General features: G+C 54.7%; 11 protein-coding genes and 1 pseudogene. 4 read left to right on the top strand and 8 right to left on the bottom strand.

Going from position 1 to position 13,087, the window contains the following annotated elements:
- Positions 1 to 28: 28 nt before the first annotated feature.
- From ABFT80_RS23595 to ABFT80_RS23605, 3 genes are all read right to left on the bottom strand, one after another.
- Positions 29 to 1,276 (bottom strand): hypothetical protein, encoded by a 1,248-nt coding sequence (locus ABFT80_RS23595; protein WP_347974386.1) that lies wholly within the window; start codon positions 1,274 to 1,276, stop codon positions 29 to 31.
- 162 nt (positions 1,277 to 1,438) lie between these two features.
- The gene (locus tag ABFT80_RS23600; protein ID WP_347974387.1) at positions 1,439 to 1,720 is read right to left on the bottom strand and encodes a hypothetical protein; all 282 of its coding nucleotides are present in this window, start codon (positions 1,718 to 1,720) and stop codon (positions 1,439 to 1,441) included.
- A 240-nt stretch (positions 1,721 to 1,960) separates the two neighbouring features.
- Positions 1,961 to 2,410, bottom strand: a complete 450-nt coding sequence (locus tag ABFT80_RS23605) for a universal stress protein (RefSeq protein ID WP_347974388.1) — start codon at positions 2,408 to 2,410, stop codon at positions 1,961 to 1,963.
- A gap of 167 nt (positions 2,411 to 2,577) precedes the next feature.
- On the opposite strand from ABFT80_RS23605, the gene ABFT80_RS23610 reads away from it, so the two are divergent.
- Positions 2,578 to 4,398 carry an acetate/propionate family kinase gene (locus tag ABFT80_RS23610; RefSeq protein WP_347974389.1) on the top strand — a complete coding sequence of 607 codons (1,821 nt, stop codon included), beginning with the start codon at positions 2,578 to 2,580 and terminating at the stop codon, positions 4,396 to 4,398.
- Positions 4,399 to 4,802: 404 nt separating this feature from the next.
- Here ABFT80_RS23610 and ABFT80_RS23615 read toward each other — a convergent pair whose 3' ends face one another.
- Positions 4,803 to 5,915: a transporter substrate-binding domain-containing protein gene (locus ABFT80_RS23615; RefSeq protein ID WP_347974390.1), complete on the bottom strand. Its 1,113-nt coding sequence runs from the start codon at positions 5,913 to 5,915 to the stop codon at positions 4,803 to 4,805.
- Between the two features lie 422 nt (positions 5,916 to 6,337).
- Here ABFT80_RS23615 and ABFT80_RS23620 point away from each other — a divergent pair, with 422 nt between their 5' ends.
- Together ABFT80_RS23620 and ABFT80_RS23625 are read left to right on the top strand one after the other, a co-directional pair.
- Positions 6,338 to 7,435 (top strand): GGDEF domain-containing protein, encoded by a 1,098-nt coding sequence (locus tag ABFT80_RS23620; protein ID WP_347974391.1) that lies wholly within the window; start codon positions 6,338 to 6,340, stop codon positions 7,433 to 7,435.
- 601 nt (positions 7,436 to 8,036) lie between these two features.
- Positions 8,037 to 8,357, top strand: a complete 321-nt coding sequence (locus ABFT80_RS23625) for a hypothetical protein (protein WP_347974392.1) — start codon at positions 8,037 to 8,039, stop codon at positions 8,355 to 8,357.
- A gap of 405 nt (positions 8,358 to 8,762) precedes the next feature.
- Here the strand turns inward: ABFT80_RS23625 and ABFT80_RS23630 are convergent, their stop codons facing one another.
- A complete protein-coding gene (locus ABFT80_RS23630) occupies positions 8,763 to 9,083 on the bottom strand; it encodes an MBL fold metallo-hydrolase RNA specificity domain-containing protein (protein WP_347974393.1) in 321 nt (106 codons plus the stop codon).
- Between the two features lie 61 nt (positions 9,084 to 9,144).
- Positions 9,145 to 9,381: pseudogene (locus ABFT80_RS23635) on the bottom strand (MBL fold metallo-hydrolase); the annotation flags it as partial.
- Between the two features lie 194 nt (positions 9,382 to 9,575).
- Here ABFT80_RS23635 and ABFT80_RS23640 point away from each other — a divergent pair.
- Entirely contained in the window at positions 9,576 to 9,806 is a 231-nt protein-coding gene (locus ABFT80_RS23640; protein WP_347974394.1) for a hypothetical protein, read from the top strand.
- A gap of 174 nt (positions 9,807 to 9,980) precedes the next feature.
- Here the strand turns inward: ABFT80_RS23640 and ABFT80_RS23645 are convergent, their stop codons facing one another.
- Both ABFT80_RS23645 and ABFT80_RS23650 read right to left on the bottom strand, forming a co-directional pair.
- Positions 9,981 to 12,353, bottom strand: coding sequence for a phosphoketolase family protein (locus ABFT80_RS23645; RefSeq protein ID WP_347974426.1), 2,373 nt, complete (start codon positions 12,351 to 12,353; stop codon positions 9,981 to 9,983).
- 46 nt (positions 12,354 to 12,399) lie between these two features.
- Complete coding sequence (locus ABFT80_RS23650) at positions 12,400 to 12,993, bottom strand: TetR family transcriptional regulator (protein WP_347974395.1); 594 nt, start codon at positions 12,991 to 12,993, stop codon at positions 12,400 to 12,402.
- Positions 12,994 to 13,087: the final 94 nt, after the last annotated feature.

Consider the following 13,087-nt stretch of genomic DNA (forward strand, 5'->3'; position numbering starts at 1 on the left):
CCTGTTCGAAGGCTCTGACGGAATACGGTCATATCGTATCCTCCAGCTCATCGAGCGTCGCTCGCAGCAGCGCCCCGTAGTCTGTTCCCGAGCCATCGACATAACTCAAGAGCGCCAAATCCTCCTCCACCAGCTCAAGCGCTCCGAGCTTCGCGGCTGTCTCCACATCGCCGATGCTGATGGCGCGCAGAAAGGGCGCCGGCAGGATTCCGCAGGGTGCAGCACGCTCATGAACCGCGTTGGGGATGAGAGGCCGAGGAGAGCATTTGGCGAATGGGCCCAGATAGCGTGTAAGAAAGGAACGATGGGACGGACGCCCGTGCGGCATCGCGGTGGCCTGCACGTCGTAGCGGCGCAGGAAATGTTCGACCGTACCACCGAGCGGCGAACCCGAAAGCAATTGAATGGCGGGATCGGTCAGCGAACTGCCAAAAAGATTGCGCAAGTTTGCACCGACCGGCGCAAGGACCAGGCGAGGATCATGGGTGCCCGGGCCGGTGAGGGCGACCACGCGCTGCGACCAGATTCGGCCCGTATCCAGCAGGCAACCGATCGCGATCACGTCCTGATAACCGATGTGCCAGACTATCCGGTCTATCCCAACAGGGCTGAGGTGGTGAATGTGGGTGCTAGGCAATCCTGCAGGATGCCGGCCTGAAAAACGGACGGTCACTGTATCCTTAACTTCCGGAATGGAAGCATCTGCCGCACGGCAGATATAGACCGGTCCGTCAGTGAGGTGAGGCAATGCGCCTACACCCAGCCGAAACCATAGCTCGAAACGCTCTATAACCGGAACCGGATTGCCCGCCAGCGGTGCGGTATCGATGGCGGTTACGAAAATGGCCTCTGGAGTTTTCGCGGTATCGGCAATTCGCCCGAAGGGGCGTGTGCGAAAAGATTGCCAGGAACCACTTAGCAAAAGAAGCGACTGAAGTTTTATACGGTCAGGCTGCGCAGGCCTTTCGAAATGGATGGTATCGTCGCTGCCCGTATCGATGACCAGCGAATCCAGACTTCTTCTCCTGCCACGGGAGATAGAACGGACCGTTCCACCAACCGGCGCGGTATAAATCAGTCCGGGACGGCGGCGATCCGTGAAGAGAATCTCGCCAGCGCGGACGGTCTGTCCTGCCTCAACGGCCATAATCGGGCGCAGACCGGGATAGTCCTCGCCAGCAACGGCTACTGAAGGGATTGTAACGGTGTCATCAATCTCTTGTTTCGGTTTTCCTTCAAGCCGGATGTCCACTCCGCCGCGAATTCTTATGCGCACTCCCAGCGCCCCTCCTTATTATCAATGGCATCAACCAGTGCTATACTGTTCAGCCAAGCGTTCATAATGAACCAGATACCGATGGTATTGAAATAATAACATCAATTTTAATTAAACTATGCCGCAAATATCTTCGCATTGTGAAAAAATTACCAAGTAAATTTATTTAGATTCGGCATGTTTGTCGAGACTATGACGCAGCATAGAATGTTGATTAACAAATGGTGATTTTGTTGAAGCGGATTGTTGTTTGTTATGCCTCAAAGGCCCTTCGTAAGTCAAAATATCCGCCTCACGTCTAATGCGGGGAACCTTTGAACTTTGCTCGATTTCAAGGAGATTGCGGGAGCGTCTGACCTCTACCTTGACACCTCCGTTTTCGCTTCGGAATAAGGCCTGCGACATGCGCCGCTGCATTTCTTCGTTGTCGATTCTATCGCTCATAGTGATCTAACCTTTAACAACCAAGATTCTCTCAATGCCTCTATAGCTTGGCTCGCTGTTAAGCCAAACTCTGTTTGAAGATATAGTACCAGCGGCCGAGCCTTTTCCTTGTCAGGTGTAGCGGCGAGCCACTGCGCCGCAACTTGAACATTTCCCCGATGGGGGAATGTATAGCTGGTAGTTTCGGTCATAGGGGATTTCCTAAGGATTTCACAGATGGTCCGAGGGTTTTGTGTTGATTCAGCGGATCACCAGAACTGGTACAGGGCTATGCGCGAGCACTTCCGATGTTTGGCTCCCGAGCAAAAGCCGCCCGAGCCCGCGCCTGCCATGTGAAGCCATAACGATCAGACTGCACCCTTCGGTTTTCGCGGCCTCGATGATTGCCTCCGCCGGTCGTACGTCTGTCACATGCAAAGCGCGGGCTTTTAGCCCAAGCTTATCTGCAACTGCCTTTGCAGAAGCTAGTATTTTCTCTGCAATATCTTTCTGGCCTTCCTCATAGCGGGCTATGTCAGTTGAACTGGGTACCCATCCTGCACCAGCACCGATTGCATGAAAAGGGTATGGTTCGGTGACGGTGATGATGGTGGCCCGTCCGCCAAGGCTCTTGGCCAGTGAAAGGCCGTGATCAAGGCCCTTCTGAGCGACCTCTGAGCCATCCGTCGCGACCAAAATATGATTGTACATTTTGCTACTCCTTAATTTCAACGGAAATGCCCATGGCACATTACGGGCCAGTGACGCCGGAGAAACAAAAATAGTGTAACAGAATCTACCAGCGCATGTGTTTGATCAGGATCAATGGCAGGCGGAGAGTTTTTTGCGCTAGGGAATGGTTGAAGAAGGAAAATAGAATGCGGGTACTCGTTTTTAATGCGGGAAGTTCCAGCCTTAAATTTAGCGTGTTCGATTTGGACCACGGAATAGATGAGGTTTTTAAGGGGTCATTCGAGCGATTTCGAGATGGGCATTGCGACTTCCGCTTTCGTCGTGGTACCGTCGAAGACGCCGGAACGCTTAAGTATCATGATATAGATGTCGCTTTAGGCGAAGTGCCAGCAATTCTAACACGATGTGGCTTGGCCGACGTAAGCGCTATCGGTCATAGGGTCGCCCATGGTGGCGCATCTTTTGCTTCTCCTACACTCCTCGACGAAGCGACTTTGGCGGCTATAGAAGCGCTGAACCCACTGGCTCCTCTTCATAATCCTGCCAATCTAAGAGCCGCACGGCTTTGCCAATTGCTGTGGCCGAACATCCCGCAGGTTGCAGTGTTTGACACGGCATTTCATTTGACCAACCCACCTTTTGCGACGACCTATGCCGTACCTAAACGCTGGCGCGAGGCGGGTTTGCGGCGTTACGGGTTCCACGGTACGTCGCACAAGTATGTGGCATTAAAGGCCGCAGACGAGATCGGCCGTCCGCTTTCCGACCTACAGTTAGTCAGCGTTCATCTAGGCAATGGCGCCAGCGTCTGCGCCGTGAACCGTGGGCAAAGTATGGACAGCTCAATGGGAATGACGCCTCTTGAGGGCCTTGTTATGGGAACGCGTTCGGGCGATGTCGATCCGGGCTTGTTCGGGTTCTTGAGCCGCGAGTTCGGCCTGTCAGTGGAAGACATTGAAGTGGCTCTATACAATGAAAGCGGCCTGAAAGGGCTCGCGGGTCGATCGGACATGCGCGACCTGGAAGACATGGGTGCGAACGGCGATCATGAGGCTCAGCTCGCCATCGAGATTTACGCCTATCGCGCCCGTAAATACATTGGTGCGTATGCCGCCGCTATGGGCGGGCTGGATGCTGTAATCTTCACCGGTGGGATCGGTGAGAACTCACCGTCGATGCGACGGCGTATCTGTGACGGGCTCGATTTTATGGGCTTGCAGCTAGATCATGACCGCAACCAGTCGCTTGAGCTTAAAGGCCACGCAGCTCCACAGATTCAGGCCTACGGATCACGGGTGCGCATTTTCGTTACGGAGACCGCCGAGCAACTCATGATTGCGCGCGAGACAGCAGCGGTGCTTGCCCTTCCCAAACCCATTGCAGAGGCAGTTCCAATCGCAGTCTCGGCTCGGCACGTGCATCTTTCACGAGAATCTGTTGATGCGCTATTTGGCCCAGGGTATGCGTTAACGCCAGCCATATCGTTGCGCCAACCTGGACATTGGGCTGCGAGGGAGCGTGTTGTTCTCGAAGGTCCGAAAGGACGACTGGAAAGAGTCGCAATCCTTGGCCCAATCAGAGCGCTTACTCAGATCGAAGTATCTCGGACCGACAGTTTCGCACTTGGTATCGATGTGCCTGTCCGTGACAGCGGCAATCTTGACGGTACACCGACGGTAACTATTATTGGGCCCGCTGGAACTTATAAAACAAATGGTCTGATTATTGCGGCGCGTCATATCCACATCAACGCTCGGGATGCGGCGAGGCTGGGGCTTGAAGATGGCGAGTTCGTAGACGTGCGTGTCGGTGATGAGGATCGTGGTCTCACCTTCGAGCGCACCCTTGTACGTGTCGGTTCGAATTCCTTCACTGAAATGCATATTGACACAGATGAAGCTAACGCTGCAGGCATTGGATTGGGCGCTGAAGGGGCGATTGTTGACGCTCGTGCTGAGCAACTGCAGCAGCGGTCAACAGCCTATGTACCGAAGCCCGCCAGATGACCAAAAGTAGACTGCTTGGCGGCCCAGTTCTGATCTCATTCGCGCTCGAAACACCCCGTATTACAAATTTTTCTACACTGTCTCTGGGCTCCGGGTTGAGATATGTGAATGTAAGCATTACATGAAACCAAAGCACTAGGCAGAATGTTCTTCGCATGTCCAACGTCAAGTTAAGATGATATTGACAGAGTGCCCACTTATCTTGCAGCCTTCCAATTGTATCCGCGCGCTACGAAAAATGTTCGTATCCACAACATTTGGAATTCAGGGTTGGAAGGAATATCTACAATTGCTGGACACGATCTTGGATCGTGGCAAATAACGCGTTGATTCCGAATGAAAAATGATGGGCCGCCGCTGGCCGAAGCCAAAACGTCGAAGGCGAACGTTGCCAGTGCTGGTGCTCACGGTTGGACGCCGAAGTATTTCACCCTCAGTTTTTCAATTTCTCCGCTCTCTTGAAGTCCAATGATTGCCACTGATGCAGGACGTGTGAAAGGGCTGCCAGTAGAAAATGCAAAGCCGTACTTGTCCGGATGAAAAGTGCCTCCGACGACCTCCACCGGTAGATCAGGATTGGCATGGGCGTGATATTCCAGAACTGGCTTGTCGCCAACAATTGCGGCTATCTCTTCGTTCAGAAGTGCCGCAGTAGCGTCCTCGATATGATTGAAAGGCATTGTGTTGACAAAAGCGCCCTTCATATATTCCTCAGCGATACTTCCGGAGCGCACCCCCACGATTTTGCCTTGCAGGTCTGCAACGCTATTAATTTGGTTCGTGAGATGTGACGCGGTCATTACGCTTGCAACTGACGACGTGACATAGGCTATGACGGCAATACCAAATACCATCCAGATTGCCTGCCAAATGCGACCTGCCCATCCGAACAGATTTTTTCGGGATGTTCGTCCAGATGTAGCCACCGACATTACGTGATAAAAACTCTCCGACAAGCCCTCCCGCCAGCGGCGCGGGAACTCCGGATCAAATCGTCGGTCAAAGAGTGTCAATGCTGCGGTCGCGACCACCAGCATGACACCAAGCCAAGCGTAGTTCATAAGATGGCCAGCATCTCCCAAGTCATCGATAATATCGGAAAAATTGGAACCTGAACCCTTATGGACCATGACACGAAGACCGGCATCAAACCATGGATGGGTAAAGTCTAAAACTTCAGCTCGACCCTCGGTTATCGTGAGGTTTGTCACCGCCGCATCGACTGTGCCGTTCGCCGTAGCCGTAACAAGGTCAGAATAGTTCTGGAATTCTTGATATTCTGAAATGACATTCAGCCGCGCGGCGACACGTTCCCAAATCTCGATCGACATGCCTGAGTAATTGTTGCTATTTTTTGTAACAAAAGGTGGGCTGGAATAAACGCCGACTCTAAGGGTCGATGGGGTCGGTTCGGACACTTGTGCCTTTGTTGTCCCTATCATCAGCAGGGTCGGCATAATCATTAGAAAGATAAATAAGCACGCACAGAACGCACCAGTTTTGTAAAGTAATCGCATTGCAAAAACACCGCTTGTCCGCCGATGTGGCGTATGGTTTCAGACTATCATTACGATAGCAAATCCCGATCACCACTGAGCGTACTTTCGGTGCATGAAAATTCACATAGAATCTGGTTGGCCAACAATTCTGAAAAGTGATTTGATGAGCATTTCTCGCAAAACTACGGCTGTCTTCTATGCGGCGACGCCAGCATATCTTATCGTCCAATGAAAGGAAAATATCACGTCGTCAAGGCATATGATGGCAAGCGTAATTTTCCGAAAGAACCGGTGGCAGGCGTCTTTTTTGACCTGAAACACCGATCGCTCACGACTAGGTCTTTTGCATTTGAACACATTGTTTTTATGTGGGCCAAAATGTACCGCTATCTATCCAATTTATGTTAAGTATGTCCAATGAGGATTCGTCGGAAAGATTGATGGACGAAACAGATATATTGCTCGGCTTGGTTCGTAGCCTAGGTTATTCAGCACTGCTGGCTCTTGGATTCGCGTGGATATTTGAGCACCTTCCGCGTGGTGTTGCCAAAGAGGGCGCCATAGGCGCCCTCTTTGCTATTGCTGGCTTGGTGTCAATGAGCGATCCGATTACGATTGCCTCAGGACGAATTACCGACGCGAGGACGATTGTGGTTGTCCTTGCGGCAACCTACGGCGGGCCAACTGGTGCGATGGTCTCCGGGGTCGTTCTGATCGCTTATCGATTGATGATTGGAGGAGAGGGCGCAACTTTTGGCGCAATTGGAATCGCGCTTACCGGCGTTGGTGCACTAATGATTGCCCGCCTGCCACACCGCCTGTTCCGGCAAAAGTGGCTGCGTTTTGCTATGTTAGGTACCGCTGGTTCTGTCGGTCCGATATTGTTGTTCCTTCTGAACAATGACTTCTCGAATCTCATTTCAGCCGAAATACTTTTCTCGATACTCACCGCGAACGTCATTGGAGTAATCGTCCTCGGGTATTTTCTGGACAGAGAGCGAAATAGAGTTCGACTGAAACGTGCCCTTGAGGACGCGGCCAGCAGAGATCCCCTGACGAAATTGGCTAATCGCCGGGCATTTGAGGACAGAGCCTTACCCGTCTTTGCAACGGGATCTCCTAAGACGAAGCCAGCGGCGTTAATCATGATTGACGTCGATTATTTCAAGCACGTCAATGACCGCTGGGGGCACCATATCGGTGACGAGGTTCTCAAAAAAGTCGCGGAAACTGTCAGCAGATTAGTCCGAAGTACTGATTTTGTTGCTCGCTTCGGTGGTGAGGAGATGGTGATCTTGCTGCCATCCACCTCCATAGCAGCGGCAACAGCTACAGCAGAACGGATACGCGAGCGCGTGTCCAGATTAGATTTCTCGCATGTAGATGCAGAACTTGCCGTCACGCTGAGTGCCGGGGTTGCTGGCACAGATCTGAATTTTGAGGATTTTCAAAGTGTCCTAAAAGCTGCAGACAGTGCTCTCTATAAGGCAAAAGCTGGAGGTCGCAACCAAGTGCAGTCTGCCGAAGCAGCAGTCTAACACAAAACAATGTACTCTCACATCACGTCAGCCGCCTACCGTCGCCACAAATTAAAGTAAAAACGGATAGCGACCACGGGTCGATGTGCGTCACGACGGCGAGAACTTGCAGTCCTTCGAGCTGTTCCCACATTATCACCATAGTGACGCCTCTGTTCCGGTGGATTCAAATCAAGGCTGCTCTGCAACATTTTCGTGTGGGATATGTTAGCTTACGGGGAAAAATGCAGGGCCTATCGAAAGCATTGTGATTGTATTGGAATATGCGAGCTACACGGAAAATCGCCATGGTGACCGGGACTCAGCTCATCTGGAAGAAAGAACACTACTAGAGTTCGTAGTGATGCCATCTTGTTGTTTCACCCAGCGTGGTGGATAATATTAATCGATCCTCCCGAATCGGGCGATGTAACAGACCCATCTATCTAGGTTCAAAGCGATATCGCAACCGGCATAGAAATCGCCGACGACTACAAGGGTTGATAGGAGTAGCCTCGCTTCTCAAGGAGACATCCCCTCCCGTCGATAGGGTCACACTCGCTAAAATAGGGAATATTTGAGTAAGTTTTCAAAAATGATTCCATAGGGTACTGATCAAGGCATGACATCGATAGAGCAATTGCGCTTAAAGCGAGTTCCAATAAATACAAGACTGCGGCGTGAACAAACTGCTGAACTTATCGCCATAACCATGGCTCTTCAATCGGGACTGCGTACGACGCTTGAGCATTTGGCCGCCGCGAACGGTTTTCAGGATGGCCCTTGGCTAACCGAGATCGAAAAGACCTTGGTCGAAGATGCGTCAAACCTGTGGAGCGAAGGTATTGCCATTGAGACTGAACTGAATGCGATGAGCAGCGGGAGAAACCTGATACGCACCCTCACCGAAGCACTACGGATGCAGTTGAGAGCGATGGATTGACAGGAAATAGGACGATGCCGCGGTACGACCTGTAGCATCACCTTCTCGGTGTGGTCAGACAGGTGCTCCCCGGATTGCCCAGGGACCATGTCAGTACTGGCGTTTGGGTGCGTTTTCACTACTTTTTGTAAGTTGCCCTTTCAAACTGTCGGATGCACTGAAGGCCATCTCGACAACCTCGTTTGGAAAATGGCTGGAAACGGCGTTGTTTTCAAGGGCACTAGTGTCTAGATCACCGTCTCGCAAAAAATTTCGGCATATATGTAGTCCGTGATGGAGCCCACTGTATCGTAGGGCGAGCAACTGGAGCGCGCAGCTAAGCTCGCTCGTCGTGCGGGTATGGATTTCGACAGCAGTTGTCTGCGCTCGACCCTGACGCCAACAACGATTCCGATGGACCGTTCCTCATAGCGCGAAAACCTGATTCTGACGCGGAACGACCGCACCCCAGCCGAGTTCGCGGCCGGTCCGGACACGCAAGGCTTCCGACGCTCCAGGCTCGCCATGCAGGATGAACACGCGGCGCGAAGGTCTTTTGAAGCCCGAGAGCCAGGGCATCAACTCGCCGGAGTCGGCATGTGCCGACAGCATGTCGAGTTGCGCGACCTCGGCGTTCACCGGAAACCACTGCCCGCGCGTGCCTGCGGCTTGGAACCCTGCGAGAATGATGGTGTTGCGGGCGTCGGGCGCAAAATCCTTCAAATGATGCAGGACCCGGCCGCCCATCCATTCCGGATGCCGAGATGATGATCTTCGGGTAGGAATTGGTGCTGATCTTCTTCGATACTTCGACATCGTCGGTGTAGCGTGCGATTGCAAACACCTCTCGGTAGGTGCCGGTACCCAGCCGATGATCATCCGGATGTTCAGCCATCAGTCGGGTTGCGTCGATCGCCATTGGGCTGTCGAGGTAGATTGGAACGTTGCCCAACCTGCCGAACGGCTTCAGCTTCCAGAGATGAAAGAGCAGGCTTTGCGCCCGCCCGACGGCGAAGGACGGAATGACGATAGTCCCGTCACGCATGACCGTGCGTTCGACAATCGCGCCGAGCGCCTCCGTGGCTGCGGTTGCCGTATGTCGATTCAATCATGACGTAGTCGGCCTCCGGCACCAGCGTCGGATCGGGCAGGAGGGGATCGCCGAAACGGCCAAGATCACCCGAAAAAAGCTATAAGGCGTCTGCCCCACTCGATCCGGGCGATGGCTGCGCCCAGAATATGGCCTGCACGCTCGAAACGAAGAAGCGCCCCACCGGCGAGCTTGACGGTCTGGCCGAACTCGATCGTGGAGAAGTGCTCAATCGCTCGTTCGGCGTCACGGACCCCGTTGAACGCGAGCGCGGGATGGTGCCACGTGGCCCCGTGGCGATTGAGAAACCCGGCGTCCTTCTCCTGAAGAAAGCCGCTGTCCTTCAGAATGATCTGGGCAACGTCCCTGGTCGCCGCTGATGTCCGACAACAGCCGGACGTAGCTTTCCCGGTCGGGAAATCGCGGCGTCACGATTGTGCCCATCGCCATGCCGGTTCTGTCACTGATCTACCGGGCGAGCGCTTCGTTTCCGGGCACCGCCGGGACGAGGCTGCCGGAAGACCATTCCGCCTGGCTCGGTTCCTCGATGCTTATCATATCGAAGGGTTTCCTTCCATGACGGCGTTCCAGCGCCAGTCGCGGATATCCGGAAGATCGTCACCATGCTCGCGGACATAACGGACGTGTTCGTCGAGCCTTGCGCGCAGTTGCGCGATGTGCGGGCCGGCCTTGGCGCGGAGCGACGGCAGGTTCTCGAGGACTGCGATAGCTAGGCTGAAGCGGTCGAGCCCATTCATCACCGCCATGTCGAAGGGCGTTGTCGTCGTGCCCTCCTCGATAAAGCCGCGAACATGGAAGTTCGGGTGATTGGTGCGTTTGTAGACGAAGCGGTGAATGAGGTAGGGATAGCCGTGATAAGCGAAGACGACCGGGCGGTTGGTCGTGAACACCCGGTCGAACTCGGCGTCGGCGAGCCCGTGCGGATGATGTTGCGGCGATTGCAGCGTCATCAAATCGACCACGTTGACCACGCGGATGCGAAGATCGGGCAGGGCACTCTTCAGCAGTTGGACCGCAGCAAGCGTTTCCATCGTCGGCACGTCGCCGGCGCATGCCATGACGATGTCCGGGTCGAAACCCTGTTCCTCGCTGCCGGCCCAGTCCCAGATGCCGAGACCCTTCTCGCAATGGGCTACGGCGTCGGCCATCGGCAGCCATTGCGGGGCGGGTTGCTTACCGGCGACAATGACATTGATACGGTCCCATGTCTTCAGGCAATGGTCGCCCACCCAAAGGAGCGTATTAGCGTCCGGCGGGAAATAGACCCGCACGATGTCGGCGCTCTTGTTGGCGACGAGATCGACGAAGCCGGGATCCTGATGAGAAAAGCCGTTGTGGTCCTGCCGCCAGACATGGGAGGTGAGGAGGTAGTTGAGCGAGGCGACCGGTTTGCGCCAGGTGAGCTCCCGCGACACCTTCAGCCATTTGGAATGCTGATTGAACATCGAATCAACGATGTGGATGAAGGCCTCGTAGCAGGAAAAGAAGCCGTGGCGACCGGTCAAAAGGTAGCCTTCGAGCCAGCCCTGGCATAAGTGTTCGCTCAGAATCTCCATGACACGGCCGTCCGGCGCGAGGTGGTCGTCGGTCTCCAGCGTCGTCGCCATCCACGCGCGGTCCGTCGTCTCGAACACGCTCTGCAGCCGATTCGAGGCCGTCTCGTCCGGGCCGAAAACACGGAAGTTTCTTGTCTCCGCATTCAGTCGGAGGACGTCGCGAAGGTAGTCGCCAAGGATTTTGGTGGACTGCGCGTCGATGGCTCCGGGCGTCGAGACATCAACTGCATAGGCGGCGATTTCGGGCGTGGCGAGATCCTGCCGCAGCAGCCCGCCGTTCGCATGCGGCACCGCTCCCATGCGGCGGTTCCCGGTCGGAGCCAGCGCCTTGAGCTCCCGTTTTAGAGTGCCGTCCTCGTCAAACAGGTCTTGGGGATCGTAGCTGCGCATCCAGTCTTCGAGGATGCGCCGGTGGTCTGCGTTCTCGCGGCAGCCCGCGACGGGAACCTGATGCGAACGCCAGTGGTTCTCGACCGGCTTGCCGTCGACAACCTTGGGACCCGTCCAGCCCTTTGGACTGCGAAGCACGATCATCGGCCAGCGCGGGCGGCTGACATCACCCGACGCCGCTCGCTGCTTGATTGCCGCAATCGTATCGAACACGTTGTCGAGCACGGCGGCCATCCGGCGATGCATCGCCGCCGGTTCATGGCCTTCCACGAACAACGGCTCGTAGCCATATCCCCGAAAAAGGTGTGTCAGTTCCTCGTCGTCCAAGCGCGCCAGAATCGTCGGGTTGGCAATCTTGTAGCCATTGAGATGAAGGATCGGCAGCACCGTGCCGTCGCGGGCGGGGTTCAGGAACTTGTTGGAGTGCCAAGAAGCGGCAAGCGGACCTGTTTCCGCCTCGCCGTCCCCCACGACGCAGGCCACCATGAGATCAGGATTGTCGAAGGCGGCCCCGAAGGCATGGACCAGCGCATAGCCCAGTTCTCCTCCTTCATGGATCGAGCCTGGCGTTTCCGGCGCGACATGGCTCGGCACGCCGCCGGGAAAGGAGAACTGCCTGAACAGCCGCTGCATACCTTCCGCATTCTCGGCAATGTCCGGATAGACCTCGCTGTAGGTGCCTTCCAGCCAGGTGTTCGCCACCATGCCGGGGCCCCCGTGGCCTGGACCGCACACATAAAGCACCTCGGCATCACGCGCCCTGATGATCCTATTGAGATGGGCGTAAATGAAGTTGAGACCCGGTGTCGTGCCCCAATGGCCGAGAAGCCGTGGCTTGACGTGTTCGGCCTTTAACGGCTCCCTGAGCAGGGGGTTGTCCAGCAGGTAGATCTGCCCGACCGACAGATAGTTCGCAGCCCTCCAGTAGCGGTCGAGCAGGGAGAGTTCTTTCTCGTTCATGTTGGTTACCAAACCTTCTTTGATCAAGTCGTTCTGATCGTCCATTTCACGGGCACTCGGCTGTCGATGAGATGTTTGAACTGGTCGCGATTTCCCGGATCGTTCTGATAAGCGCAAATTCGGCCTGCTGGTCACTTAGCTCCACCGCTACGGGCAATTTCAGAGAATCGCGCAACAAACCGAACCCGACAAGAAGTGACATCACCATCAGTACGCGAGTACCGTCTGGATTCCCGAACTTTCTCGCAAGGGGCGTGACAAATTCGTCCTGAATACGTTGGCTCAGGAAGCCGGAGACGTGAGGGCTGGAAAGCGAGCGAGTAACTATATCGAACGCACTTGTGTCCGGAACAAGCTTGCCGCGGGGTTGATCGAAAACCGTTCTTACCAGATAGCCAGGGAGATTCTCACGTTCTACACTGGAAAGATCGATTTCTTTCGATGCCGCCCGGAGAGCTTCCAGAAATAGTTTCTCTTTGGATCCGAAGCTCCGGTGCACATAAGCGACATCGACGTGAACGTCATTGGCAATGTCGCGGAGACTCGTATCGTCGTAGGAATGCTGTCCGAACCGCTTAATCGCAGCTTCGAGAATACGCTGGCGTGTGATGCCTTCTCCACGTGGCGGTCGATTTGGCATAGTGTGTTCCTTTATTGGCCCGAATGTCGCTCAAGAGGAGATGCTAAGTCAACCGTCGTTGACTTAGCATCTCCTCTGTGTTTTTGCTTGACTA

This window comes from Foliimonas ilicis, assembly GCF_039939195.1.
GTDB lineage: Bacteria > Pseudomonadota > Alphaproteobacteria > Rhizobiales > Rhizobiaceae > Foliimonas > Foliimonas ilicis.

What these genes read in the sequence shown, in the direction of transcription:
- ABFT80_RS23600 (WP_347974387.1), bottom strand. Translation starts at nt 1,720, where the DNA reads ATGAGCGATAGAATCGACAACGAAGAAATGCAGCGGCGCATGTCGCAG.
- ABFT80_RS23605 (WP_347974388.1), bottom strand. Translation starts at nt 2,410, where the DNA reads ATGTACAATCATATTTTGGTCGCGACGGATGGCTCAGAGGTCGCTCAG.
- ABFT80_RS23610 (WP_347974389.1), top strand. Translation starts at nt 2,578, where the DNA reads ATGCGGGTACTCGTTTTTAATGCGGGAAGTTCCAGCCTTAAATTTAGC.
- ABFT80_RS23615 (WP_347974390.1), bottom strand. Translation starts at nt 5,915, where the DNA reads ATGCGATTACTTTACAAAACTGGTGCGTTCTGTGCGTGCTTATTTATC.
- ABFT80_RS23620 (WP_347974391.1), top strand. Translation starts at nt 6,338, where the DNA reads ATGGACGAAACAGATATATTGCTCGGCTTGGTTCGTAGCCTAGGTTAT.
- ABFT80_RS23625 (WP_347974392.1), top strand. Translation starts at nt 8,037, where the DNA reads ATGACATCGATAGAGCAATTGCGCTTAAAGCGAGTTCCAATAAATACA.
- ABFT80_RS23630 (WP_347974393.1), bottom strand. Translation starts at nt 9,083, where the DNA reads ATGGGCGGCCGGGTCCTGCATCATTTGAAGGATTTTGCGCCCGACGCC.
- ABFT80_RS23640 (WP_347974394.1), top strand. Translation starts at nt 9,576, where the DNA reads ATGGCCTGCACGCTCGAAACGAAGAAGCGCCCCACCGGCGAGCTTGAC.
- ABFT80_RS23645 (WP_347974426.1), bottom strand. Translation starts at nt 12,353, where the DNA reads ATGAACGAGAAAGAACTCTCCCTGCTCGACCGCTACTGGAGGGCTGCG.
- ABFT80_RS23650 (WP_347974395.1), bottom strand. Translation starts at nt 12,993, where the DNA reads ATGCCAAATCGACCGCCACGTGGAGAAGGCATCACACGCCAGCGTATT.